The 22,959-nt window shown below is 70.6% G+C and carries 26 protein-coding genes; 10 read left to right on the top strand and 16 right to left on the bottom strand.

All coding sequences use genetic code 11. The features are described 5' to 3' along the window. The first annotated feature begins 18 nt into the window (after positions 1–18). Positions 19–711, top strand: coding sequence for an esterase/lipase family protein (locus ACFZA2_RS04230; RefSeq protein WP_391401037.1), 693 nt, complete (start codon positions 19–21; stop codon positions 709–711). Between the two features lie 9 nt (positions 712–720). Here ACFZA2_RS04230 and ACFZA2_RS04225 read toward each other — a convergent pair whose 3' ends face one another. From ACFZA2_RS04225 to ACFZA2_RS04215, 3 genes are read right to left on the bottom strand one after another with little or no spacing between them, the layout of a single operon-like run. Further along, positions 721–2,571 (bottom strand): DUF2207 domain-containing protein, encoded by a 1,851-nt coding sequence (locus ACFZA2_RS04225; protein WP_391401034.1) that lies wholly within the window; start codon positions 2,569–2,571, stop codon positions 721–723. Between the two features lie 52 nt (positions 2,572–2,623). Next, positions 2,624–3,418, bottom strand: coding sequence for a transglutaminase family protein (locus ACFZA2_RS04220; RefSeq protein ID WP_391401032.1), 795 nt, complete (start codon positions 3,416–3,418; stop codon positions 2,624–2,626). Beyond that, positions 3,415–3,897 carry a MarR family winged helix-turn-helix transcriptional regulator gene (locus ACFZA2_RS04215; RefSeq protein WP_391401029.1) on the bottom strand — a complete coding sequence of 161 codons (483 nt, stop codon included), beginning with the start codon at positions 3,895–3,897 and terminating at the stop codon, positions 3,415–3,417. Before ACFZA2_RS04215 ends, ACFZA2_RS04220 begins: the two co-directional genes overlap by 4 nt. A 165-nt stretch (positions 3,898–4,062) precedes the next feature. Between ACFZA2_RS04215 and ACFZA2_RS04210 the strand changes: the two genes are divergently transcribed. After that, positions 4,063–4,440 carry a hypothetical protein gene (locus tag ACFZA2_RS04210; RefSeq protein ID WP_391401026.1) on the top strand — a complete coding sequence of 126 codons (378 nt, stop codon included), beginning with the start codon at positions 4,063–4,065 and terminating at the stop codon, positions 4,438–4,440. Between the two features lie 139 nt (positions 4,441–4,579). Here ACFZA2_RS04210 and ACFZA2_RS04205 read toward each other — a convergent pair whose 3' ends face one another. Further along, the gene (locus ACFZA2_RS04205; RefSeq protein WP_391401024.1) at positions 4,580–4,801 is read right to left on the bottom strand and encodes a hypothetical protein; all 222 of its coding nucleotides are present in this window, start codon (positions 4,799–4,801) and stop codon (positions 4,580–4,582) included. A gap of 140 nt (positions 4,802–4,941) precedes the next feature. Between ACFZA2_RS04205 and ACFZA2_RS04200 the strand changes: the two genes are divergently transcribed. Next, positions 4,942–5,232, top strand: a complete 291-nt coding sequence (locus tag ACFZA2_RS04200; RefSeq protein WP_391401021.1) for a hypothetical protein — start codon at positions 4,942–4,944, stop codon at positions 5,230–5,232. 12 nt (positions 5,233–5,244) lie between these two features. Here ACFZA2_RS04200 and ACFZA2_RS04195 read toward each other — a convergent pair whose 3' ends face one another. Together ACFZA2_RS04195 and ACFZA2_RS04190 are read right to left on the bottom strand one after the other, a co-directional pair. Then, a complete protein-coding gene (locus tag ACFZA2_RS04195; protein ID WP_391401018.1) occupies positions 5,245–6,183 on the bottom strand; it encodes an aldo/keto reductase family oxidoreductase in 939 nt (312 codons plus the stop codon). Between the two features lie 36 nt (positions 6,184–6,219). Next, entirely contained in the window at positions 6,220–7,599 is a 1,380-nt protein-coding gene (locus ACFZA2_RS04190; RefSeq protein ID WP_391401016.1) for a cell division initiation protein, read from the bottom strand. A 534-nt stretch (positions 7,600–8,133) separates the two neighbouring features. Here ACFZA2_RS04190 and ACFZA2_RS04185 point away from each other — a divergent pair. Together ACFZA2_RS04185 and ACFZA2_RS04180 are read left to right on the top strand one after the other, a co-directional pair. Beyond that, positions 8,134–8,823: a DUF998 domain-containing protein gene (locus tag ACFZA2_RS04185; RefSeq protein ID WP_391401013.1), complete on the top strand. Its 690-nt coding sequence runs from the start codon at positions 8,134–8,136 to the stop codon at positions 8,821–8,823. A 1-nt stretch (position 8,824) separates the two neighbouring features. Then, positions 8,825–9,079: a hypothetical protein gene (locus tag ACFZA2_RS04180; protein WP_391401010.1), complete on the top strand. Its 255-nt coding sequence runs from the start codon at positions 8,825–8,827 to the stop codon at positions 9,077–9,079. Here the strand turns inward: ACFZA2_RS04180 and ACFZA2_RS04175 are convergent. Then, a complete protein-coding gene (locus tag ACFZA2_RS04175) occupies positions 9,054–11,525 on the bottom strand; it encodes a LuxR C-terminal-related transcriptional regulator (RefSeq protein WP_391401007.1) in 2,472 nt (823 codons plus the stop codon). The two genes, ACFZA2_RS04180 and ACFZA2_RS04175, sit on opposite strands and share 26 nt — an antisense overlap. Positions 11,526–11,842: 317 nt before the next feature. On the opposite strand from ACFZA2_RS04175, the gene ACFZA2_RS04170 reads away from it, so the two are divergent. Then, positions 11,843–13,474, top strand: coding sequence for a polysaccharide biosynthesis tyrosine autokinase (locus ACFZA2_RS04170; protein ID WP_391401004.1), 1,632 nt, complete (start codon positions 11,843–11,845; stop codon positions 13,472–13,474). A gap of 66 nt (positions 13,475–13,540) precedes the next feature. Here the strand turns inward: ACFZA2_RS04170 and ACFZA2_RS04165 are convergent, their stop codons facing one another. Next, positions 13,541–15,013: a sugar transferase gene (locus ACFZA2_RS04165; protein WP_391401000.1), complete on the bottom strand. Its 1,473-nt coding sequence runs from the start codon at positions 15,011–15,013 to the stop codon at positions 13,541–13,543. A gap of 349 nt (positions 15,014–15,362) precedes the next feature. On the opposite strand from ACFZA2_RS04165, the gene ACFZA2_RS04160 reads away from it, so the two are divergent. After that, entirely contained in the window at positions 15,363–15,638 is a 276-nt protein-coding gene (locus ACFZA2_RS04160; protein ID WP_391400997.1) for a helix-turn-helix transcriptional regulator, read from the top strand. A 91-nt stretch (positions 15,639–15,729) separates the two neighbouring features. Continuing rightward, positions 15,730–16,077, top strand: coding sequence for a hypothetical protein (locus ACFZA2_RS04155; protein ID WP_391400994.1), 348 nt, complete (start codon positions 15,730–15,732; stop codon positions 16,075–16,077). On the opposite strand, the gene tatC is transcribed toward ACFZA2_RS04155, so the two are convergent. Both tatC and tatA read right to left on the bottom strand, forming a co-directional pair. Beyond that, positions 16,066–16,797 carry a twin-arginine translocase subunit TatC gene (gene tatC / locus ACFZA2_RS04150; RefSeq protein ID WP_391400991.1) on the bottom strand — a complete coding sequence of 244 codons (732 nt, stop codon included), beginning with the start codon at positions 16,795–16,797 and terminating at the stop codon, positions 16,066–16,068. The genes ACFZA2_RS04155 and tatC overlap by 12 nt on opposite strands. 62 nt (positions 16,798–16,859) lie before the next feature. Further along, entirely contained in the window at positions 16,860–17,099 is a 240-nt protein-coding gene (gene tatA / locus ACFZA2_RS04145) for a twin-arginine translocase TatA/TatE family subunit (protein ID WP_391400988.1), read from the bottom strand. A 220-nt stretch (positions 17,100–17,319) separates the two neighbouring features. Between tatA and ACFZA2_RS04140 the strand changes: the two genes are divergently transcribed. Together ACFZA2_RS04140 and ACFZA2_RS04135 are read left to right on the top strand one after the other, a co-directional pair. Continuing rightward, entirely contained in the window at positions 17,320–17,985 is a 666-nt protein-coding gene (locus tag ACFZA2_RS04140) for a hypothetical protein (RefSeq protein ID WP_391400986.1), read from the top strand. A 1-nt stretch (position 17,986) separates the two neighbouring features. Beyond that, on the top strand, positions 17,987–18,445 hold the full coding sequence (locus ACFZA2_RS04135) for a twin-arginine translocase TatA/TatE family subunit (RefSeq protein ID WP_391400983.1): 459 nt from the start codon (positions 17,987–17,989) through the stop codon (positions 18,443–18,445). A gap of 98 nt (positions 18,446–18,543) precedes the next feature. Here the strand turns inward: ACFZA2_RS04135 and ACFZA2_RS04130 are convergent, their stop codons facing one another. The 6 genes from ACFZA2_RS04130 to ACFZA2_RS04105 all read right to left on the bottom strand — a co-directional run bounded on the left by ACFZA2_RS04130 (position 18,544) and on the right by ACFZA2_RS04105 (position 22,872). Next, positions 18,544–18,705 (bottom strand): hypothetical protein, encoded by a 162-nt coding sequence (locus ACFZA2_RS04130; RefSeq protein ID WP_391400980.1) that lies wholly within the window; start codon positions 18,703–18,705, stop codon positions 18,544–18,546. A gap of 92 nt (positions 18,706–18,797) precedes the next feature. After that, complete coding sequence (locus tag ACFZA2_RS04125) at positions 18,798–20,804, bottom strand: ABC1 kinase family protein (protein ID WP_391400977.1); 2,007 nt, start codon at positions 20,802–20,804, stop codon at positions 18,798–18,800. Positions 20,805–20,825: 21 nt separating this feature from the next. After that, complete coding sequence (locus ACFZA2_RS04120; RefSeq protein WP_391400974.1) at positions 20,826–20,999, bottom strand: hypothetical protein; 174 nt, start codon at positions 20,997–20,999, stop codon at positions 20,826–20,828. Positions 21,000–21,068: 69 nt separating this feature from the next. Then, positions 21,069–21,476, bottom strand: coding sequence for an MFS transporter permease (locus ACFZA2_RS04115; protein WP_391400971.1), 408 nt, complete (start codon positions 21,474–21,476; stop codon positions 21,069–21,071). Positions 21,477–21,511: 35 nt separating this feature from the next. Further along, positions 21,512–21,736 (bottom strand): hypothetical protein, encoded by a 225-nt coding sequence (locus ACFZA2_RS04110; protein WP_391400968.1) that lies wholly within the window; start codon positions 21,734–21,736, stop codon positions 21,512–21,514. A gap of 119 nt (positions 21,737–21,855) precedes the next feature. Then, a complete protein-coding gene (locus tag ACFZA2_RS04105; RefSeq protein WP_391400966.1) occupies positions 21,856–22,872 on the bottom strand; it encodes a YihY/virulence factor BrkB family protein in 1,017 nt (338 codons plus the stop codon). Positions 22,873–22,959: the final 87 nt, after the last annotated feature.

The raw sequence follows: 22,959 nt of genomic DNA, 5'->3' as shown, positions 1-22,959 counted from the left end.
TGCCCGCAGGATGGGGGGATGCCGATGGATGCCGTGACCGCCGTGCGGACCGGAGCACGCGACCTCTCGTGGTGGGCGAAGGACTACGCCTACGCCGTGCGAGCGCAGGTGCGCGCGGCCTGGGGGCGTGCAGTCGATGAGGACCTCCGGGAAGGCTCGGGCCGCCCCCTCGTGCTCCTCCCCGGGATCTACGAGACGTGGCGCTTCATGGAGCCGCTCGCCCGCGCGCTGCACGGCCGCGGACACCCGGTCCACGTGGTCACGGAGCTGGGCGACAACCGTCGTCCCATCGCCGAGTCGGCCGGCCGCGTCGCGGCTCTCCTGTCGTCCCGCGACCTGCACGACGTCGTCCTCGTGGCCCACAGCAAGGGCGGACTGATCGGCAAGCACCTGATGGCCTTCGACCCGGAGGGGGCTCGGGTGCGGGCGATGGTCGCCGTCGCGACGCCCTTCGGCGGGTCTCGGTACAGCCGCCTCATGCCCACGCCCTCGCTGCGCGCGTTCGCCTCGGGGGATGCGACCATGCGCGCGCTCGCGGCCGCGGCCGACGCGAACGCGAGGATCGTGTCGGTCTACGGCCCCTTCGACCCGCACATCCCCGAGGGCAGCGAGCTCGCCGGTGCCCGGAACGTGGAACTGGCGAGCGGAGGGCACTTCCGCGTGCTCGCCGACCCGCGCGTCATCGCAGAGGTCGTGCGCGTCGCCGAGTGACCGGTCGATTCAGCGTCCGCCGCCTCCGCCACCGCCCGAGCCTCCGCCCGAGAATCCGCCCCCGAAGGAGCCGCCCGAGAAACTCCCCGAGCCGCTCGTGGTCGTCGTGACCGGGGTGCTCGCCGTGCGCAGGGTCCCCATCGTCGACATCAGAGCGGCGGACGAGAATCCGCCGCCGCCCCGGTACCAGTGCAGGTCGTCGCCGCTCTCGCGGACCCGGGTGTCGAGCGCCTCGGACCACTCCTTCTCGACGCCCCACACGACGGCCCACGGCAGGAGGCGCTCGTAGAGGTGAAGCACCTGGCGCGCGTCGTCCGCGTCGATCCGTCGTCGCTCCGCCCCTTCGGGGCTCTGCAGCACGCGCAGCCGGTCCGCCTCCGCGAGCTGCAGATACTCGCGCAGCCCCCGAAGATGGTCGCGCGCCGGGGCCCCGGCATCCGTGATCCGATCGCGGTAGCGCAGCAGTGTGAAACTCAGGATGCCGAGCACCACCGTCACCGGGATCGCAGCGATCTGCCACCACGCCGGGGTCGTCCCCATCGCGGCGAGGATGAGGGCCAGCACCGCGACGACGAACGCGGCCACGGCGACACCCGTCACGGCGAGGGAGCGTCCGAGACGCTGCTTCTCGCTCCACCCGCGAGCGCGCAGCTCGGATGCGGCGGCGAGGGGGAGTCGCTGCAGGGCCTTCGCGATGTCCTGACGGTCGGGGCCGAGCGATACGCGAGCGCCCGGCCGTGCGTGCGCCCCGAAGACGGCTTCCAGGACCGCCCCGTGCAGCGCATCGGCTCCCTCGGTCGTGACGAGTTCGAGCGAGAGGCTCCGCGCGTCGCCGTCGTCGACGATGCGAAGGTGCCCCGCCACCGCGGTGTCGACGATCGCGGCGGGGATGCCGGTTCCGCGACGCGCCACCAGTTCCGCGCCCTGCAGCACGTCGACTCCCGCCGGCGGGTCGTACTCCGCGACGATGATGCCGCGCCCCTCGGCGTCGCGTCCGCGACGCCGAGCCATGACCGCTGCGGCCACACCGACGGCGCCGACACCCACGGCGCCGAGCGACGAACCGGCCAGGAGCGGGGCCGCATCGACGGAGAACTGCTCGAGCGGGGTGCGGACCACCTCACCCGGGACGAAGGTGCCGCGCGCGAAACCGACGGCGATCGTGACGTTCTCTCCCGGGGCCAGCCCTTCGGCCCCCGCGTCGAAGACGAGGCCGCCCCCGTCCGTCGTGCGGTCGAGGGTGCACGTCTGCGATGATCCCTGCGCCCCGACGTAACACGCCGCGGCGCCGTCGAGGGCGGCATCCGTCAGAGCGGGGTCGACCCGGAGGCGAGCGCTCACCGAACCGAACGGCTGCTCCCACTGCGTGCCGTTGATGTCGCGGTAGAACTCGTCGGCGTTCGTGTCGGCGAAGGAACGGATGGCGTCGCGCTGGGTGTACGAGATGACGTAGGTCTGCACGCCGCGCACGAAGGAGTCGTCGCCCGTGAGCACCCGGACCTCGCGCCGGTCCGTCTCGACGTCGTAGGGGATGGGAGCGCCGGAGGCATCGGTGACCGAGACCACCCGCGTGTGCAGGGGGACCCCGTCGTAATCATCGGGCAGGGAGCGGATGATGCCGCGGTTCTGATCCTCGCCGGGGAAACGTGCGACCAAGGTCTCGGTCACCGCGAGTTCCGCGTGCCCGTCGTCGGCTCGGGAGAGCGTCATGTCGGCCGAGAACGAGTCGAAGGTGAAGTCGCCGACGTCTGCGCGCGCCGGCGCGGGAACGGCCATCGCGCCCAGCGCCACGACAGCGAGGCCGACGAGCCCGACGACGAGACGGGGGAGCAGGCGAGGCGACCGCACGATGAGGTCCATGCCCCGACGCTACCCAGGGGTGGCATGACCGTGCCTCCGTCTCGAGACGGAGTCAGCGCAGCAGGATCGACGCGTCGGGATCGTCCGGGACGAGACCGCCGTCGGCCACCGCCGTCACCTCGACCGACTCCAACGTCGCCGTGCCCGACACGGTCGTCAGGAAGGCGGTATCGGCGGCGTCACGACCGGTCGCGATGCGGACGAAGTGCGCACGGGGCGCGAGGCGGGTGGCATCGACGACCTCCCACCGTCCGTCGACGAACGCCTCCACGACGGCGTGGAAGTCCATCGGGTCGAGTCCCGGGGCGAAGACGGACACGAGTCGCGCGGGGATCCCCGCGGCGCGCAGGAGGGCGATGGTCACGTGCGCGTAGTCGCGGCAGACTCCGGCGCCCTGGCGGAGCGTGTCAGAAGCGGTATCGGTGGGGCCGCTGACGCCGGAGACGTAGTCGAGCCTCTCCGAGACCCATTGGGTGATCTCGCGTACGCGCTCCCGCGCCGAGGAGGAGCGCCAGGGCGCCAGGTCCGAGAAGCGCGGATCGTCCGACGGCGCGTAGCGACTGGGGCGCAGGTAGCGGACGGGGTCGATCTCGTCTGAGGGGGCGGGCGCGCGAGGAGGGGAGACGGAACCGCGATAGGTCACATGGGTCAGCCCCGCGGGGAGGACGACGCGATGCGCGCGAGTACCGTGCGCGTCCGCGACCTCGACCACGGGGATCGCCCGTCCGTCCGTGTCGACCGTCAGGGTCTCGTCGTGGGCCCACCCGTCCGCGGGGGTGATCGAGAGGACGACGAACGCCTCGGCCTCGGTGTGCAGGACGATCTCGACACCGACGGAGGTCCTCACGCGGCAGCGTCCGACGAGAGGGGGGAGGAGTGCTGAGCCCGTGCCGGCGGACAGCACGTCCCACTTCGGCCGCAGAGGTCGGCGACGGCGCACCGCATCCGGTCGAGGAAGCCCGTGACCGCGACCGTCTCCTCCTCCGTCATGCCACGGGTGGCCTGCATCATGCGCGCGTGCATGCCGGTCAGGGTGTCGCGCATCTCGTCGTCGGCATGGGTCGTGCTCGAGACGAGAACCTTCCGCCGATCGGACGGGTGGGGGCGGCGCTGGAGATGCCCCGACTTCTCGAGCCGGTCGAGGAGGGCGGTCATGGATGCCGTCGACACGCCGAGATGCCGGGCGAGGTCGATCGGAGTGACGGCGGAGTTCGCTGCGGCCGATCGTGTCAGGAAGCGGAGGACGAGCAGCTCGTTCTCGCCCATCGCCATGGACTCCTGGGTGCGCCGGCGCATCGCCATCTCGGCGGAACGATATGCCCGCATCGCCTCCATGATCCGTGCGCCACGCTCGTCGTCCGAGCTCTCGCTGTACCAATACGACGGGGGCGATGGGGTTTCGATTGTCATCGCTCTCCTAATATCTCGCTTGCCTATTCGCTAGTCTACCTAGTAAGTTCATCCGTGAGCAACGAGCAAAGGGGAATCATCATGGCGAAGCTCTTCTACGGCACCTCGACGGAGCCGATCGACATCGACGACCGCATGCTGGCGCACGTGAAGGTGGTCGTCGCGACCAAGCTCCGCCGTGGAGAGAGCTTCACGTTGTCCTGGGTGCATGGTCCGGATCAGCCTGTCGGCCGGTCCACGATCTGGCTGCAGCCCTCGATCCCGCTGCGTTTCGTCTTCGACTCCGAGCAGCCCGAGGCGCTCGACCAGAACCTCCTGAAGCGCCTGGCGAACGACGCCAACTCCTCGCGCGGGCTCAGCCTCGACGTCGCGCTCGCCGAGCCCGCCACGGCATCCGCGTCCGCTCGCCCTGCCCCTCAGGGGCAGAAGGTCGCGCGTAGCCTCGCTCGCGCAGCCTGACCTCCGCTCCACTCGTCAACCGGCGACGGCCGCCCCTACTCGGACACCCACGAACGGAAGAACTGCATGGAACCCCTCGCGTCGTGGGAACTGCCCACCGAACCGATCTCTGTGATCACCGCGGATGCCCTGGAGGCGCTCACTCCTCGGTGACGGGTTCCTCCGGCGGGGCGGTGGTGCCTTCGATCCCTTCCGACCGGATCCTCACCACAGCGACAGCGAACACGACCGTTCCGACCGCCAGGAAACCGAGTTTCGGCTCCGTCGGCGAATCCGCGGGGAAGACCAGGGTCGGCGCCGCCAGGATCACCGCTGCGACGCCGCTGAGGACGGCGCCCCACGGGCGTCGGGATCGCGCCATTCGTGGGCCTCGTCTCGTCGGCGGTCGGTGCCAGCCTAGGCGACAGGCCGTGCTCCATATCCTCCCCGGCCCCTCTCGTCTACCGCCGGGCTGACCGGCCGGAGCGTGCGTAGCCTGGGCGACCCGACGGAAGGAACGCTGTGCGCACCGGAAAATCCCCTCTGATCACCTCGGCGGTGCTCGCCACCGCGATCGCCTTCGCACCCGTGCCCGCGTTCGCCGCACCCACCGGGTCGGCGAGCGTGCAGGGCGACGTCGCGGTCACGGCCTCCTCGGCCTCCGCCGTCGTCGCCGAGCAGGCTCAACCGGATTCCGAGGCGGAAGCCGGGCGTCTCGCGTTCGTCCTGATCCCGCTCCTCGGCGCAGCCGTCGTCGTCATCGGCGCCATCGTCGTGATCTCCCGAGGCCGACGCCGTCGCCGCGGTGACTGACGAGCGACGCGCTCAGGGAACGACGTAACCTGCGGCACGCACGAGCGCGTACCACTCCGCCCGGGTGAGCTCGATGTCCGAGCCCTCCGCAGCCTCGGTGACCCGCCCCGGTGTCGTCGTGCCCAGGACGACCTGCATCCCCGCCGGATGCCGCGTGATCCATGCCACCGCGATCGCCAAGGGCGTGACACCGTATCGGTCGGCCAGAGAGTCGATGACCGCGTTGAGCTCGTGGTACTCGGGGTGTCCGAGGAACACACCGCCGCCTCCGCGCGTCCCCTGCAGCGGAGACCAGGCCTGAATCGTGATGCCCTCGATGCGGCAGTACTCGACGAGACCGCCGCCGTCGAGGACGACCGATTGCCGAGCACTTTCCATGTTCGCCGCGAGCCCCTGCGTGATGACGGGCGCGTGCGCGATGGACAGTTGAATCTGGTTGGCGACGATCGGTTGGCGGACCGCCGTCCGCAGGAGGTCGATCTGGCGGGGCGTGTGGTTCGAGACTCCGAAGGCCCGCACCTTTCCGGATTCCTCGAGGTGATCGAACGCCCGGGCCACCTCGTCGGGTTCGACGAGCGCGTCGGGCCGGTGCAGCAGCAGAACGTCGACGTAGTCGGTACGCAGGGCCCGCAACGAGCTCTCGACCGACGACACGAGGTGCTCGTAGGAGAAGTCGAAGTACGGCCCTTCCCGCACGATCCCCGCTTTGGTCTGCAGGCGGATCTCGGCGCGCTCCGTGCCGGTCAGGGACAGGGCCTGCGCGAACCGCTCCTCCGCGGAGTGGAGGGATCGCGCGTAGATGTCGGCGTGGTCGAAGAAGTCGATGCCGGCGTCACGCGACGCCTGGTAGAGCGCGCGGACCTCCGCGTCGCTCTTGTCGTCGATCCGCATCATGCCCGCCACGACATTGGGGACGGAGAGACCGGAGGAGCCGAGGGGAACGGTGCGCATCGCTCCACGCTAGTCGGAGCAGGAGCGGCTCGGCGCTCACTCTCCGTGATCGGAGGATGCCGCGAGACCCTCCGTGTGTTCGTCCGCGTCGGCCGCATCGCCGTCGGTGTCATCGGGCCCGGCCGAGTTCGTGCCGTCGTCGTCGCCGAGGTCGCGCCCGCCCGATCCGCCTCGCGGAACGGCGCGAAGCAGCTCGTTCATCTCGGCCATGAAGCTGCCGAGTTGCTGCTGCTGCCAGCGCAGGTCGCGTGTGCGGTCCTCCGCATCGCGCAGAACCGAGGCGGCGTGCTGGGTGATCGTGTCGGCGATCGTCTGCGCCCGTTCGCGTGAAGCATCGAGTACCTCGCGAGCCCGTACCTGCGCATCGGCTTCGACCTGCTGGGCCTGTGCGCGAGCGAGACGTTCGTAGTCGTCGGCCCGGGCTGCGATGCGTCGCGCGTGCTCCAGCGCCGCGGCCACCTGCTCGCTCGCGTCGGACGTGATCCGCTCGGCGTGGGCCACGGCCTGGTCGTGCAGCACGAGGAACTCCTGCTGGGCCTCGTCCTGCCGCCGGGTGAGGGACTCCTCGAACTCGAGCACCCGCGCCGTCATCTCCCGCACGTCGCGTTCGGCCTTGGCTCGGAGGTCGGCGGTCTCCCGCGACACGAGCGAGCGCAGCGCGGCCGCCCCCTTCTCCGACTCGGTGCGCACCGCGACGGCCTCCCGCTCGGCCTGCGAGACGCGCTCGGCTGCGTGAGCCGCCTCCCGCTCCAGCCGCGCCGCGTGCGCGGTCGCCTCGGTCTCGATGCGGAGACGGATCTGATCGGCATCGTGCTGCGCCTCCGCGCGGAGGCGGGCCTGCTCGGTGACCGCGTCGTCGCGGATCGCCGCGGCCTCGGCGTGCGCGCTCGCGAGCAGCCGCTCCGCCTGCCCGACGGCGTTCTGCACGAGGACTGACGCCTGCTCCTCGGCGACGCGCAGGATCGCGTCGAACTGCTGGCGGCCCTGCTCGGGGTCGTCGTCGCTGCGGCGGCCCGCGAATTCGCTCGAGAGCGCGGAGACCTGCGTCTCGGCCGCCGCCGCGCGGGCAGAGGCCTCGCGCACCTGCTCGCGGAGCGCGCTGTTCTCCTCCGTGTGCCGACGGATGGCCTCCGCGAGCTCCTGGTCGTGCTCCGCCCGCTGCTGCGCCAACCTCGACTCGGCCCGGAGCTGCGCATCGTGCGCCTCCTCGGCACTGCGCCGCACGCGCTCGCCGAGTTCGCGGACGGCTTCGTCCACGGAATCCCGGTCGTATCCGCGGAACCCGACGGGGAAGACAGGACCGGCGTCGCCCTCGACCGCCCTGAGCAGCGCGTCGAGCGCGGAGTCGTCCGCTGCGGCTTCGGACGGGCGGTCGTCGCCGAGGGCGTGGGGGCTGCGGTCGGGTCGCTCGGTCACGTCTTCCTCCTGATGATCGCCACCCGCGCCTCGACCCGACCTCGTCGGTCACGGTGGTCGTGGATTTGGGGGGTGGAGGATGCGCGGCCCTGCGGCCGGGTGCCGTGACCGGGGCCGCGCATCCGTGAGCGAGCAGAGCCACGGGAGAGTGAGGTTCTGGGGGAGAGCCACTCGGCATCCGCTCCCTCCGAGCCTCCCAGCCGGAGACGATGCGTGCCGCGTGGGAGCACCGTTTCTCACCCGCGGATTCGCCTGTCGGTGGAGGCCTCATGAGCGTCGCGCCGGCGGGCCCGAGCGAGCCGCCGCCCGGCCTGCGCAGGGGGTGCGGGCAGAGCGACGGTCCGACGGTGCGGCCCCCCGGCACGCACGATGACGCTGTCGCTCTGCCCGCACGCCCAGCATCCGACGCGGACGGGAGCGTATCCGCGGACCGCCCCCGGAAAATCACCCATGATGATGCGCACATCACCCCCACCCTGCGAAAGGGGAACCGGTCGAACGGTAATGTGGCGGAGCCCGATCCAGGAGGAGCCGATGACCGAGACCGTCGACCGGTTGGCCGGCATCCGCCCGACCGCGATCGCAAGCCGACACGTCACCCAGGCCGCGGGCGGCGCCGCCGCCGCGTTCGCGAGTGCGGCGCTCATCTGGGTCTGCCGCCTGTGGGACCCGAGCGTGCACTACGTCAGTCAGCTCGGGGCGACCGGGATGCCGACGGCCCCGGTGTTCAACCTCGCGCTGCTGCTGCTGGCCGTCGCGGCCGTCCTCGTCGACCGGGCTCTCCACCGGATCCCGGATGGCGCCTATCGTGTCGGGTGGCCCATCGCCACGACTCTTCTCTTGTGCGGCCTGTGCTTCGGTGTCGCGTCGGCCGTCACCTGCTCGCCGGGGTGTCCGGTTCCCTTCACGCCCGGAGCGCTCCCACAGGATCTCGTGCACATCACATTCGCCGTGATCGGCTTCCTGCTCGCGATCGTCGCGATGGGGCAGGTCGCCCTGGTGCGGCGGCGCCCGTGGATGCGGGGGGCGAGCGTCGTCATCCTCGTCGCGGTCGGAGCGACCTCTCTCACCGGCGCGATGCTCGCCCTGTTCCGGGGCGACACCGTGCTGGGCGGCAACCTGGAGTTCACGGCCGCGACATTGGCGATCGCCTGGTTCGGCGTGTTCGGATCGCAGATCGCGAGCGAGCTGCGGAAATCGACGCCCGATGGACGCGGGTTCTGACGTGGGGTCCCGCCCTCCGCGCCGCCGAGCGAAGGGTCTTCTGACGGTTCGCCAGCTGAAGCGGGCGGCGGGCGTCCTCCTGCCCGTCGCGGCTCTGGTCGTCGTGCTGATGGTCCTGCGAGGGGCCGGAATCCCGCTGACCGTTCCCGGCGTCGTGGTCGTGTTCGTCCTGCTCTTCGTCGGACGCGCAGTGGTGGGGTGGTCGCGTCGACGGCGGCGCGACCACCCGGTCAGCCCTCGCCGTCGCCCTCGATGAGTCCCCAGGCGTGGGCCGCACGGATCGCGCTCGACCGGTCCGACACCTCGAGCTTGCGGTAGAGGCTCTGCAGTTGCGTCTTGACCGTGTTGGGCGAGACGACGAGCGCGCGGGCGATGTCCGCGATGGTCGACGTGGGTGTCAGATGCGCGAGGACCACCTGCTCGCGCTTGGTGAGATGGGGCACGCTCACCGACGATGCGAAGAACGACGCACGTTCGGCGACCTGCGCACGCGCGGCGGGAGACAGCAGCCGCAGCACCAGAGCGCGATCCTCCGGTGCGACGGCGCTCCACGGACCCCACAGATCGTGACGCGTGCTGAGTGCCTCCGCTCGTTGCACCGCCGTACGGTGAGCGTCGACGCCGTTGAGCCGCACATCCGCGACGACGCTCACGACGAGACTCTCCAGCGCCGCACGAGCGGACGGCTCGTGGTGCAGGCCCCACTTCACGCTCATGACGAAGGCTTCATGCGTGCGTCCCGCATACAGCTGAGAGAGGGCGATCGCGGGCGCTGTCACCGGCGAGAGCGCGAAGGGTCCTTCGAACAGCGCCAGCGCCTTCCTCGCTTGACGGAGCGCGATCAGCACCTTCGCTCGTGCGGTGAGGATCTGCGTGGATTGAAAGTGCGAGGGAGGCGTGCTGCGCGCGCGCCCCGTCCAGGCGCGCAGCAGTCCGAGAGCATCGGGTGCCGCACCCGAGAGCAGGAACGAGAGGGTGTGCGCCGCTGCGGCGAAAGGCCACAGCTCGCGGGCTCCCTCGGTCGCCGGAATGCCGTCGAAGAGTTCCCTGGCCTTCGCGGCGTCGCCGGTCTCGAGGAGCAGCCAGGCCTCGGCGACGCGCATGCCCTCGCCCCAGGGTGACCTCAGCCAGGGGTCCTCGCGATTGCCTTCGATGATGCGCCGAGCGCCGCGCACGTCGCCCTCGAGAAGGGCGATGACGGCGAGGGCTCCGCGGACGCGCATGCGCCGTGCCGGAGGCGCCGTGCGCTCGGCCTGTCCCAGCCCCACGGTCGCCTCGCGGAGCTTGCCCATCGCGAACGCCGTCATCCCGATCTGGTACCACCCCTCGTGCACCGGCTCGCCGGTGAGGTCATGGCGGCGCCGCAGGGCGTCGGAGAGGAGCGTCGCCGCCTCCGTCGCCAGCGCGAAGCGGCCCGAAGCGCGAAGCAGGCTGACGCGGAGGATCAGCGCATCGAGGTCGGCCGCGGCGGCGCTCTTGGCATCCGTGAGACGGCCGAGGGCGCTGACCGCTTGCGCCGGGGTCTCGGGCGATGACGCCGTCTCGGTGTCGAGAGCGAGCAGGGTGCCGACGACCTTCGGGTCCGCGGGCCCGCTCGCGCGGAGGGCGGCGACGAGACGGGTGAAGGCGTCGTGATCACGTGCCCAGATCTCGGGCCCCGACGATCGGAGCACTCCCGCGAGGGTGTTCCATTGGCCGGCGTCGGCGGCGAGCTGAGCGGCCAGGAGAGGCTCTCCTCCCTCGACGAGGTGATCGAGGAGCCGGAGCCGGGCGGCGGACACGAGTTGGGGGCTGCGGGCGGTGATGACCCCCGACCACTGCTCGCGGATCGGTTCGGCGAGGGTGACGCGCGTGGAGCCCGGCCAGACCAGGCCCGCCGCCTGCATGCGATTCAGGAGATCGCGCGAGAGGACGGTCGTGGTGTCCACCCCGATCGCCTCGGCCAAGGGGGCGGTGATGTAGGGCGCGACGGCGAGGAGGCGCATCTCGTCGGTGATGGGCAGGGCGAGGCGCTGTTCCATGTCGTTGGTCAGGGCGGCGACCGCGTAACGCGCCGCACCGACGGCGTCGTCCTGCGTCCGCAGCGACGTCCCTTCCAGGCGCAGACGCGTGCCTGCGAGCTGCACGAGGGCGGGCCAGCCGTAGGTGAGCTCGGTCAGCACGTCGACGGCGGGGTCCGTCCACGGGACGCCGTTCAGGGAGAGGACCGTGGTCAACTCGTCGCGGGTCATGCGCAGGTCGTCGGCGGCGATCACCTGCACGTCGAACTCCAGAGCCACGAGCGGGCTCTCCAGCCCCGTCGACACGCGAGTGGCGACGATGAGGCGGAGGGTGGGATCGCTGCGCAGCATGCCGAGAAGGTGCTCGGTCGTCACCCCGGCTTCGTCGACGAAGTTGTCGATCAGGAGCACGTGGACCGGCGGCCCCTCGGCGAAGGCCTCGAGGATGCGCGGGACGGGGATCGCCGGAACCTGGGCGGCATCGATGAGCTGCACGCCGCGCTCCGGGTCGTCCTCGAGGGAAGCGGCGAACTGGCGCAGCAGGGAGGTCTTCCCCACCCCGGCCGGACCACGGACCAGCACCACGTCGCCGCTCAGCGCGTCGTGCAGACGAGCGAGCGTGCCGTCGCGGGGCGCCCAGAAGCGGCTCGTGCGACGGGTGGAGCGCGCGTTCGTGGGCAGGCTGTCCACATCGATCAGCATCGGTACCTCCTGTTCAGGAACCGAACGCCTCCGGTCGGACGCGTTCGTGCGCGCGACGGGTCGCCGACCGCGCAGGAATGATCCTGGAGGTGAGGGGGAGGACGAGATGGATCGAGGGCGGCTCTTTCATCCTCCTCGTCATCCCCTCATCACCCCATCCGCGTCACCCTTTCCGACGGCAGCAGAGCGACCCGCTCGGTTCCTCGCCCGGTCGCGGCGGGGGAGGGGCCGGTCCCGCCGTCGCGTCGCGCATGCCTATGCTGCGGGCGGTCCGACGGGTCTATCCGGCGGGCGCGGAAAGGCGGACACGAGTGGACATGCAGCGAGTGGTGCGCATCCTGCGCGCGTACTGGAAGGCGATCGTCGCCCTGACGATCGCGGGCGGCCTGGTGGGACTGGCGTGGAGCGCCGTGCAACCCCGGGTGTACACCGCGGACGCCAGCGGGTACGTCGCCGCCGTCGCCTCGGACGGATCGACGGGTGCCGCGCTCGCCGGCGATCAGCTCGCGCTGTCGAAGGTGAAGTCCTTCATCGACATGGGCTACTGGCGCAGCGTCGCGGAGACGGCGAAGTCCGAGCTCGGGTTGACCGACAGTCCGGAAGCGTTGGTGCAACGCGTCCGCGTCTCCAACCCCGTCGACACGGTGAACGTGCGCGTCGATGCCACCGGCCCGACGCCGGAGTCGGCCCGCGACCTCGCCGAGGCCTGGATCCGGGGGATGACGACGCAGGTCGACCAGCTGCAGACGGGGAAGGGGGGCGAGAGCGCCGTGCGGTTGATCGCGGGCGACTCCGCGCGGTTGCCGACCTCGCCCTCCTCTCCGAACGTGAAGCTCGACATCGGGATCGGCGCCCTCGTCGGGGCGCTCGCGGGAGTCGTGTTCGCCCTCGTGCGCCGGGCCTTCGACCGCCGCGTACGCACAGCCTCGGACATCACCGACACCATCGCGGCATCCGTGGTCGGCATCCTGCCCGTCGACAAGGAACTGGCGTCGGGGCGCGCGGTCTTCTCCTTCGACGACATCCGTGACGGCCGAGGTTCGTTCGCGCACAAAGAGGCGATGCGCGAGCTGCGCACCAACCTGCAGTACGTCGACGTCGACAGGCCCGCGCGCGTGATGGTGATCACGAGCCCGCTCCCCGGTGACGGCAAGTCGACGACGGCGGCGAATCTGGCCGTGAGCATCGCCGCGACCGGGCAGGCCGTCATCCTCGTCGACGCCGACCTGCGTCGCCCGGTCCTGGGTGGGATGTTCGGCTTCTCCGACGATGTGGGGCTGTCCGACGTGCTCGCCGGGCGCGCCCAGATCGAGCAGGTCGCCCACCAGGTGGACGAGAACGGTCGACTCTTCGTCGTCGCTGCCGGGCGCACCCCGCCCAACCCGAGCGAAATGGTCGGGTCGCAGCGGATGCAGGCCCTGGCGCGCAAGCTGGCCGAGGACCTCGTGGTCATCGTCGACTCCCCGCCCACGCTCGCGGTGGCCGACGCCGCCGTCATCGCGAGCTGGGCCGACGGTGCGGTCCTCGTGGTGACCGCGGGACGGACGACCGACGACATGCTCTCCCGGGCCGCCGAGAACATCGGCAAGACGCGAGGACATCTCCTCGGGGTCGTCCTGAACCGGGCTCCCCTCCGTGGCGTCGACTCGTCGTACTACGGGGGCCGGTACGGCGGGTACTACGGATACGGGGCGCCGCGCGGCGCGGTGAAGGCGTCCTGGTGGCGATTCGGTCGGAGGGGCCGGGTCGCGGAGGTCGTGGACGGAGACGAGACCACCGGCCCTCGTCGGCGGACATCGGAGCTGCCCCCGGAGAACGTCAGCGGGCTGCGAACCCTCTCGCAGCGCAGGACCTCCGTCCCGGTCGAGGGTGACTCGTCGAGTGAAAACGAGACCCTCGTGACTCCCGTCTCGTCCGCGACGGGGCGTCGACGCCGCCGCACGATCTGAGCACGCGCATCGAAGACGAGAAGAGGCGCCGGCCAGATGGTCGGCGCCTCTTCTCGTCGGTCGAAGTCAGTGAGCGGTGTCGCCCGGAACCAGGACCGCCTTGAACGTCCGCGCGAGGATGGTGAGGTCTCCCACCAGTGACCAGTTCTCGACGTAGAAGAGGTCGAGCCGGATCGCATCGTCCCAGGCGAGCGCGGACCGACCGCTGACCTGCCAGAGGCCGCTCATGCCGGGGCGCACCATGAGGCGGCGGTGGGCGTCGTCGTCGTAGAACTCCACCTCGGCGTCGCGCTGCGGGCGGGGGCCCACCAAGCTCATCTGACCTGCGAGCACGTTCAACAGCTGGGGCAGTTCGTCGAGGGAGTACTTGCGGAGCCAGCGACCCACCGGCGTGATGCGGGGGTCGTCGACCACCTTGAACAACGGTGTCCCCTCCCGCCCTTGCTCGGCGAGAAGGGTCTGGAGCTTGGCGTCGGCGCCGTCGACCATCGACCGGAACTTCATCATGCCGAAGTGCGTGCCGCCCTGACCGACGCGTTCCTGGCGGTAGAACACCGGACCGGGGCCGGATGCGCGGACCAGCAGCGCGAGCACGAGGAATACGGGGGACAGTGCGAGCAGGAGCGTCGCGGCGCCGACGATGTCGAAGGCGCGCTTGAGGAGGCGCTGCGTCGCCGAGAACTGCGGCGTCTCGATGTGCACGAGGGGGAGCCCGGCGACGGGGCGCGTATGAAGGCGGGGTCCCGCGACGTCGGTGAGGTTGACGGCCACGATGAGATGCTGCTGGCCCGGGTCGAGGCTCCACCCGATCCGTCGGATGTCGCGCGCCTCGAGTTGGGCGCCCCCCGAGATCAGCACGCTGTCGGCCCGCAGGTCGGTCAGGAGCCGTCGCAGAGACGCCGCCTGCGCGTCGTCCCACGCGGCGGCTGCATCGCCCGCGAGCTCGTGGATGCCGACGACCTGCAGTCCGGCGGCGGGCTGTCGCGCCAGTTCCGCTGCGACGCGGGCGTTCTCGTCTGCTCCGCCCACCAGGATCACGCGGGCGTTCATCACGCCGTGACGGCGGCGGTTCCGCAGCCAGAGGCGGCACACCGCCCGCCCGGTCAGCAGGGCGGTGGTCCCGATGGGGAGGCTCAGGAGGAAGTATCCGCGGGAGACGTCGGCCCCTGCCAGGTAGGCGACGATCGCCAGTGCGCCGAACAACTGGAACGATGCTGCGAGCGTCACGCGGTACTCGGTCACCCCGTAGCCGATCACCCGGGGATGGCGCGTTCCCCAGACGGTCAGGGCCGCGAGCCACGCGACGGAGAGGACGAGCGAGAGAGTGGTGTAGTCCAGCGGAGAGGATGCGACGTCCACCGCGTGCGGGCCCAACCAGAAGAGCTGCGACCCGAAGACGGCGACCGCGACCACGATCGTGTCGATCGCGAGGACGAGTCGCGCGTACCGGCGTTGCCAGGGAATGCGTCGCTCGGCCGTGAGAGGGGTGACGTCATCCGAGGTGGGGGGTGAGTCGACAATTGAGACGGAAGGGTTCATCTGTGCTCCGCGGACCGCGCCCCGAGGTCGTGAAGAAACCGCCGCCCGGGTGTGGAAACGACGGTGGGCGCGGGAAATGTCCCACCCGCGTGCGCGCGCAACGGTCGGCCGCAGAGGAGCAGTGCGCGGGTGAGGCGCGCAGCCGCGTCCGTGAGCGCGGGCGGACGCGGCACGAGGTGGTGGGGCGCGATCGGTGGAACGTCGCGGCCCGCACGCGGATCGCTCGCCCCATCACCCCGAGCGCCTTCCCGCTCACCATGTCCTCCTGGCGCTGACGGAGTTGCAATCCGTACCAGGGCAGCATGTTCACATGTTCATGTGAGAGTTGGTCGCCGATCAAGCTGGAAGCATGAGCGAAGCGCCCGACTCCTGGACCGATTTCGCGCGAGAGCTCGGAGTGCGACTTCTCCGCGCGCGGGCCGGGAAGCACCTGTCTCAGGAGCAGGTGGCGCATGCGGCCGGACTCGCGACCTTCACCTACCGGAAGCTCGAGAAGGGCGAGTCGAACCCGGGAACGGCGGCGAATCCCCGGCTTCGCACCCTGGTGCTGCTGTCGGAGGTCCTCGATGTTCCTCTTCGCGACCTCGTCCCGACACCGCCGGACGGCCTCGCGCCCGGGCGCTGACGGCAGTGTCGGAGGTTCGCGGCAGACTGGTGTCGTGCCCACCCCCGTTCGGTCCGCCCTCTCGGGCGGTCCTCTGAGAGAGGTGTGCGCCATGAATCGACAAGATGCTTTCGACTCCGACCCCCGTCCCTGCGCGTTCGACTGGTGCGCGACGGAGCACGGTCGCACCGTGCATCCCGACGATGAAGACCATCGCAGCGGCGGCGTCGCGGTCAGTCTCCGCACGCGAGCCGCGACGGCTCGCGATCGCGGTCACCTCGAGGAATGGGAGATCGGCCTCATCCGTCGATCCGCCGACGCCGAGACGTGGCTCGTCGTCGAGGCGCCCCGCGGGGTGTCGATCGCCCTGTCCCGAGAGGCAACGAGGGCACTCGTCGATGCCGTCTGCGCCGACCGTCACCTCCGGGACTTCGTCGGAGGACGTCCGTCAGGCGCCTGAGCGCGCGCGGCGGGCCTTCCGTCGATCGTGGATCCACGTCCAGATCGCGGCGCCGACGTAGAGCACGCACAGGGGCAGAGCGACGAGCAGCATGCTCATGACGTCCGAGGCGGGGGTCACCACGGCCGAGAAGACGATGATCGCCACCAAGGCGACCCGCCATCCTCGGATGATCGCCCGGGCGCTCAGCACCCCCACGGCATTCAGGGCCACGAGGGCCAGAGGCGAAACGAAGGAGATCCCGATGCCCACGACCAGCTTGAGAAGGAAGTCGAAGTACTGACCCGCGGTCAGCATCGTGGTCGATGCCGCCGGCGCGAACCCGGCCAGCAGGTTCACGACCTGGGGGATGATCAGCCATCCGAAGACCACGCCTCCGAGGAACAGGGGGACGGCGGCGCAGACGAAACCGACGCCGATCCGCCGCTCGCGCGACGTGAGTCCGGGTACGAGGAACGCCCACACCTGCCAGATCCAGACCGGGGCGGCGAAGACGATGCCCAGCGTCAGAGCGATTTTGAATCGAAGGTCGAAGGCTTCGCCGAGTCGGGTGAAGTTCAAAGTGGCGACCGAGGGGCCGTGCACGTGCGACAGCGGCTCAGCGGCCGCACCGATCACGAGGTCGGAGAGGAGGAACCCGGCTACGCCCCCGATCAGGATGGCGCCGGCCGCGATCATCAGTCGGCGCCGGAGCTCCGAAAGATGGGAGAGGAGGGGCATCGCCCCTCCTCTCCCATCCGACCGGATCCGTTCGCTTCGACGGCGCTCGCGCACGTCGCGGCTCACGCCGACGGCGATGTGCGCCCGCTGTCGGCGGCGCGATCGGTCACCGCAGGCGAAGCGGCTGTTGCGGCGTCATCGGCGTCGTCGTCGGGCGTCTTGCTCTCCGATCGGAGGATGCGAACGGACTCGCCGACGCTCTTCGCCAGACCCGGCAGCTTCGACGCCCCGAACAGCAGCAGGACGACGGCGAGGATCAGGAGGAGATGCCAGCCGGAGAATGCATTGCCGAAAATGCCCATGAGGTGACCTTTCGAGGAGGACCGTCCTCTCATGCTCCGGTCCACGCTCTCGTGTCGCTCCGGAGGCGTTCGACATTCGCCCGGTCCCCGGCGTGACTTCACCAGCATCGCCGTCGGGGTCGAGATGGAGGGATGGCACGGCGGCATCCCGCAGCACCGCTTTACTGGGCTCACCCCCGTGCTTCCTTTCGACGGGGCGACCGTGCCACGAGGAGACGAGGTGACCGTGAGCGCCGACCGCGTCGTCATCATCTGCACCGCGAACGTGATCCGTTCGGCCTTCGTCGCAGCCCTGCTGTCTTCACGGTCGCCCCACGGGCACCGGGCTCACCTGACGTTCGACAGCGCCGGGACGCTCGCCCGGCCCTCCAGCCCTGCCGACGAGAAGGTCGTCGCTCTCGGACGCACCTACGGGTTGAGCCTGGAGGGGCATCGCGCACGGCGGCTGGACGAGGGCTTCCTGCGCACGGCGGATACCGTGCTGTGTGCGGAGCGCGCACACCGTCGCGTCGTTCTCGATCTGCGCCCCGATCTCATCTCGTCGGTGTTCACCATCCGCGAGTTCTCGCGTCTGGTGGAGACGGTTCCCGGTCGAGCTCCGAGCTGGGCGGCCCTCGTCCAGGCGGCGTCGCGCTCACGGCTCAGTCGTCCTCCGCGCGATGCCGAGGAGGACGACATGCTCGACCCCGTCGGGGGCACCGACGCCGCGTGGCTCGCCTTCGAACGGCAGGCGACGCAGGCGGTCTCGTCGATCCTCGCGGCCCTGACGGCCCTCCCGGCGCCGTCAGCCGCAGGGTCGTCCGTGGCACGTCCCCTCAGTCGGCGTGAGTATCGCCACGCGCGGGAGAACGCCCTGCGGGGCGCCGATTCGAGCGGAAGGAGCTGACGTGTTCGACCTCGGGATAGACAAGATGATCGTCGTCGCCGTCCTGGTCGGTCTGATCATGGGACCCGAGCGGTTGCGCGAGCTACGACGGGCGCTTCCGCGCCATATCGGCCGCCTTCACGCGATGTATCAGCAGGGTCGCGCTCAGGTCGTCGACGAGCTCAACGAGCTCGCACCGGACTGGCGGGAATACGACCCCCGGCCGTTGCACCCCCGTCGCATCCTGAAAGACATCGCCTCGGGGGCGACCGAGTCAGCGGTTCCGACCGCAGGGCCGAACGAGGATTCGGGTGGGGCCGCGGGTGAAGCCTCGAGAGGATTCGGCGAGAGCGGTGACGCCGCTCGGTCTGCGGGCGCGGGCGAGGCGGCGCAGAAGCAAGACGCGAGCAAGGAGGGGCGCCGGGTGGACGACGATGCGTACCCCGAGGATGACGATCGGCTCCCGCGCGCCGACGCGTAGCCCCTCCTCGGCGCGGCAGGCGGGAGAACGCCCGGTATGCGGCCGCACGGCTCCGGGAGGTCAGGCGCCGGGCCGGCGTCAGAGGGGCGGGTCTCCGCTCACGACGGCACCGTTCCCGACAGGCGCGGCGCTGCGGACAACGACCCCTTCGCCTCTTCCGAATCTGCGCGGGCGATGACCCGCCCGAGTCCGATCCCCGTGGCGAGCGCAGTGAGCGCCCAGGCGGCTGCGGCGATGACGACGACGGCGAGAGCGATCATGGGACTTCTCCTTCGGAGCCCGTCCACCGGTCGGTGGTGCGCTCACCGTACTGCCGAGGTGCGGTCGGCATCGCGCACGGCGCGCCGACGCCTCACCGCGGTCGGGTGAACGTCCTCCGCACGATGCGAAGGAGCCCCAGGAACCCGAACAGACCGATCACCGCGCCGAGGACGGCGAACAGGGTCACCGACCCGCCGAGGACCGGACCGCCTCCCGCGATGACGAGGACGACCGCGATCACGACGGCGGCGATCGACACGAGCGTCGACGCGACCTCGGCCGTCACGCGACCGAGGATCCCGCTGACGTCGTTCCCGTCGTCGCTGCGGAGGGTGACGCCGATCGACCCCTTCTCGACACCCGACAGCAGGGCGTCGAGACGCTGCGGCATCCGCTCCAGGCGCGCCAGCGAGATGACGGCCTGCGCTTGCAGATCGGTGGCCATGCGCTTCAGCGACAGGGTCCGACGCAGCAGCGTCGGCATGAGAGGAAGAGCGCGACCGACCATGTCGAAGTCGTCGACCAGGACGCGAAGACACCCCTCGAGGGTGGCGAAGCTGCGGAAAGCCGAGGCGAGCTCGCCGGGAAGAGCGATGCGGTGTTGGCGGATCACGTCGACCATGCGGGTGAAGATCGACCCCTGGCCGTCGGTGCGGAGGTGCTCGGTCGTGAGGACGACGCCGACGTCGTGGCGGAACGCGTCCATGTCGAGACCGTCCGGGGGATCGACGATCAGCAGGAGCGCGTCGGTGGCGGCGACGTCGTTCTCGCTCAATGCGGCGAGGAGGAAGGCGGTCATGTGCTGCCGGCGGCTGCGTTCGATGATCCCGACGGCACCGAAGTCGATGAGCCCGAGAGTCCCGTCGTCCTTGAGGAGGACATTGCCGGGGTGCAGGTCGGCGTGGAAGACGCCATAGACCAGGATCTGTTCGATGACCGTCGACATCAGCGTCTGAGCAAGACGATCACGTTCTTCGGCGGAGAAGGACGCGAGGCGATCGACGCTGTCGCTCAGTGCCGCGCCGTCGACGAGGTCCATCGTGAGCACGCGTTGCCCCGAAGCCGTCTCGAAGACCCGGGGAGCCGTCACGACACCGCGGCGGGAGGGCTCCGCGCGGTCGATGAGGTCGAGGGTGGAGAGGATCATCCGGGTGTTCCGGGCCTCGATCCGGTAGTCGAGCTCTTCCACCAGTGTGCTCGTGAAACCCCGCGCGACCGACTCGATCCGCAGATCGCGGCCGACGCGGGTGCGCATCTCGGCCCGGTGGGCGAGACGGCCGATGATGTCGGCATCCGCTTCGACCTGGGCGCGGGCGGCGGGACGTTGCACCTTCACGACGACGGGGGTGCCGTCGCGCAGGACGGCACGGTGGACCTGCGCCACCGAGGCCGCGGCCAGGGGGACCGGATCGACCTGCGCGTAGACCTCGTCGATGGCCACGCCCAGGTCGGCCTCGATGACCCCGCGGACGGTGTCCCACGCGAGCGTGGTGGCGTTCGTCTGCAGGGAGGACAGGGCGGAGAGGTACGGCTCGGGGATGAGATCGCGGCGGGTGGAGAGGACCTGGCCCAGCTTGACGAAGCTCACTCCCGCGTCGTTGATGGTCGCGACGATCGCGTTCGCGCGCTCTTCCGAGGTGCTGAGCTCCTCCTCGACGCGAGAGTGACCGCCGTGGAACAGCCATCCCACGCCGTGCCGGGAAGCGATCGTCAGGATCTCGAGGTAGCGGCGGGTGCGCTTGCGCTGGCGCAGGGCGGCGCGCACGAGGTCGATCGGGTTGGGGAGAGGGCGCGTGGGGAAGATCGCCTCGCTCGCGACGAGCGCGGCGACGCCGAGGGCGAACACCCACGCGAGCGACAGGGCGATGAGTCCGACCCACAGCCAGACGTCGTTCGCCGGAACGGGGGCGGCCGTATCGGTGAGGCCGGTCTGCCGGAGCGTCCATTGGGCCGAGGGCACACCGAGGAAGAAGACGAGCAGGCCGACCACGATGCTGCGCGGCCACCCGACAGCAGTGCCGAGGATGCGCCGAGCGACGAAGCCGACCAGCACCGCCGAGACGACGGCGGAGATCGAGATCAGGATGGTGGCCCCCACGGGCTCAGCGTAGCCGCCCGGTCAGACGATCAGGGGGAGAGCGCACTCGCCGCACCGCCACCACTCGCGCGCGTCGCCGGAGGAGTGCGGCTGCATCGTGGTCGCGCATGCCGGGCACTTGGGCGGGAAGCCGGCCGAAAGGTCGTCGTCGTCGTGACTCTCGTCGTGCAGCACCTCGGAAAGGGATGGGTTCATGGCTCCTCCTCGCGGCAGCATTCTTGCATGCGCATGCCCTGGTGTGGGGGCGTCATCCACAGGCGTGCATCAGCCCTGATCGCCGAACCGTTGCACGAGCTGCTCGACGACGCTGCCCAGGTCGCCCGCGCGCTCGACGGAGCCCACCACCACGGCGATGAGCGGGAACGCCGTCACGACGACGGCCACGACCACCGCCGTCGCCGAGAACGCCCACGCCGCGGGTGCCCGGCGGCGGGTCGCGGACGCCGCGAGCAGCGCGATCGTCACGAGCAGCCCGACGAGCGTGACCAGCGAGACGCTCACCGCGGGAAACGGCACCAATCCGGCGGTGCTCGCCGTCGCGCCCGCGAGGAAGCCCACGAGGGGGAGGAAGCCGATCAGCGCGATGACGGCGACGACTCCCGCGCCGATCAGCGCGGCGGCGGTGCTGTGGCGCGAGCGGATCAGCGTCCGACTCGAGGCGGTGCGTCCCATGGTGGGATGTTCCCTTCTCTCTCGGTGGCGTCGGGTCAGGAGCGCAGGTCGTGCAAGGTGCGGCGGGCGCGCTTGCGCGCGGCGCGGGCGGCCTTCTTCGCCGCCTTGTGCCGACGGCGGCGCGCCTTGGGGTCGTCCCAGAGCCGCACGATCTGGTGCCCGACGGACTCCCGCTTCTTGACCTGCACGCGCGGGGTGCGGGTTCCCACGACATAGGCGACGAGCGCGACGGCGCCGATCAGGATGATCTTGTTGCGCATGGCATCCTCCTTCTGCACGGGGTCCGGCGGTGATCCCTTCCGGACCGTCACTACGCAGACGCGTCGCGGGGCGTGTTCGTCACGCCCGAGGAGGAAATGCGAGGTCGCTCGCGCGGCGGTCAGTCGCGATCCTCGCCACGGGTCAGCCGGATGCGGCGTCCCTCGGCGACGTCCTTCTCCTTCCTCTCGCGAGCCTTCTCGATCTTCGCCGTGCCCCGTGGGGGTAGCTGCACCCGGCGCTCCGCCGGCATTCCGGCCTGCAGTTCGCGACCGCGTTCGAGCTCGGCATCCAGCTCCGCCCCGAAGAGGATGGCGATGTTGGCGATCCAGAGCCAGAGGAGGAACACGATCACGCCGGCGAGCGAGCCGTAGGTGCGGTCGTAGGAGGAGAAGTTGGTCACGTAGAGGCCGAAGCCGACCGTCGCCACCGCGAGGATCACAATCGCGACGATCGCACCCACGCTGATCCAGCGGAAGCGCGGCTGCTTCACGTTCGGTGCGCCGTAGTAGAGCACGGCGAGGATGACGACCACGACGGCCAGGAGGACCGGCCACTTGACGATGTTCCACGTCGTCACGACGGCGCCACCGAGCCCGAGAGCGGATCCGACGGCCTCGGCGACGGGCCCCGACACGACCAGGAGCAGCACCGAGAACGCCACCAGCACGACCGTCACGACGGTCAGCAGGAGCTGGGCGGGAAGCAGGGCGAAGAAGGGGCGCCCCTCGTCGATCTCGTAGATGCGGTTCATCCCTCGGCTGAACGCGCGGACGTAGCCGGATGCCGACCAGATCGCCAGGACGAGACCGGAGACCAGCGCGAAGCCCGCCGCGGGCGATGAGGCGAGGTCGCGGATGGGTTGGGCCAGGAGGTCGGTGGTGCCTCCCGGGGCCACCTGGCTGAGGATGTCCAGAACCGTGTCGGCGGCGGCGTCGCTCTGCCCCACGACGCCGAGGAGGGAGAAGACCGCGATCAGCCCGGGGAAGAGGGCGAGGACGCCGTAATAGACGAGGCTCGCCGCGATGTCGGTGCACTGGTCGGCGCCGAACTCGCGGACGCTCGTGCGCAGGACGTACTTCCAGGAACGGGGGTGCAGATCGGTGGGGGAGTCGGGCTTCGCGGTGGGGGATGACATGAGGCGGGCCTTTCGCACGGAGGGGTCCCTCCGGTCTAGGTCGTGCAAGCCCGCCGCGTCGCGACCGTTGACGTCGCTCCCCTCCTC

The sequence above is a fragment of the Microbacterium sp. NPDC007973 genome, from assembly GCF_042958465.1.
GTDB lineage: Bacteria > Actinomycetota > Actinomycetes > Actinomycetales > Microbacteriaceae > Microbacterium > Microbacterium galbum.
The sequence above is the reverse complement of the archived record's forward strand: the minus strand, read 5'-3'. Positions and strand labels throughout refer to the sequence as shown.

Excerpts from the sequence above, each read along its gene's own strand:
- tatA (WP_391400988.1), bottom strand. The coding sequence starts at position 17,099 with ATGGGCATTTTCGGCAATGCATTCTCCGGCTGGCATCTCCTCCTGATC.
- ACFZA2_RS04210 (WP_391401026.1), top strand. The coding sequence starts at position 4,063 with ATGGCGAAGCTCTTCTACGGCACCTCGACGGAGCCGATCGACATCGAC.
- ACFZA2_RS04105 (WP_391400966.1), bottom strand. The coding sequence starts at position 22,872 with ATGTCATCCCCCACCGCGAAGCCCGACTCCCCCACCGATCTGCACCCC.
- ACFZA2_RS04195 (WP_391401018.1), bottom strand. The coding sequence starts at position 6,183 with ATGCGCACCGTTCCCCTCGGCTCCTCCGGTCTCTCCGTCCCCAATGTC.
- ACFZA2_RS04160 (WP_391400997.1), top strand. The coding sequence starts at position 15,363 with ATGAGCGAAGCGCCCGACTCCTGGACCGATTTCGCGCGAGAGCTCGGA.
- ACFZA2_RS04175 (WP_391401007.1), bottom strand. The coding sequence starts at position 11,525 with ATGCTGATCGATGTGGACAGCCTGCCCACGAACGCGCGCTCCACCCGT.
- ACFZA2_RS04205 (WP_391401024.1), bottom strand. The coding sequence starts at position 4,801 with ATGGCGCGATCCCGACGCCCGTGGGGCGCCGTCCTCAGCGGCGTCGCA.
- ACFZA2_RS04110 (WP_391400968.1), bottom strand. The coding sequence starts at position 21,736 with ATGCGCAACAAGATCATCCTGATCGGCGCCGTCGCGCTCGTCGCCTAT.
- ACFZA2_RS04225 (WP_391401034.1), bottom strand. The coding sequence starts at position 2,571 with ATGGACCTCATCGTGCGGTCGCCTCGCCTGCTCCCCCGTCTCGTCGTC.
- tatC (WP_391400991.1), bottom strand. The coding sequence starts at position 16,797 with ATGCCCCTCCTCTCCCATCTTTCGGAGCTCCGGCGCCGACTGATGATC.
- ACFZA2_RS04230 (WP_391401037.1), top strand. The coding sequence starts at position 19 with ATGCCGATGGATGCCGTGACCGCCGTGCGGACCGGAGCACGCGACCTC.
- ACFZA2_RS04215 (WP_391401029.1), bottom strand. The coding sequence starts at position 3,897 with ATGCGGGCATATCGTTCCGCCGAGATGGCGATGCGCCGGCGCACCCAG.
- ACFZA2_RS04115 (WP_391400971.1), bottom strand. The coding sequence starts at position 21,476 with ATGGGACGCACCGCCTCGAGTCGGACGCTGATCCGCTCGCGCCACAGC.
- ACFZA2_RS04165 (WP_391401000.1), bottom strand. The coding sequence starts at position 15,013 with ATGAACCCTTCCGTCTCAATTGTCGACTCACCCCCCACCTCGGATGAC.
- ACFZA2_RS04130 (WP_391400980.1), bottom strand. The coding sequence starts at position 18,705 with ATGATCGCTCTCGCCGTCGTCGTCATCGCCGCAGCCGCCTGGGCGCTC.
- ACFZA2_RS04185 (WP_391401013.1), top strand. The coding sequence starts at position 8,134 with ATGACCGAGACCGTCGACCGGTTGGCCGGCATCCGCCCGACCGCGATC.
- ACFZA2_RS04170 (WP_391401004.1), top strand. The coding sequence starts at position 11,843 with ATGCAGCGAGTGGTGCGCATCCTGCGCGCGTACTGGAAGGCGATCGTC.
- ACFZA2_RS04120 (WP_391400974.1), bottom strand. The coding sequence starts at position 20,999 with ATGAACCCATCCCTTTCCGAGGTGCTGCACGACGAGAGTCACGACGAC.
- ACFZA2_RS04155 (WP_391400994.1), top strand. The coding sequence starts at position 15,730 with ATGAATCGACAAGATGCTTTCGACTCCGACCCCCGTCCCTGCGCGTTC.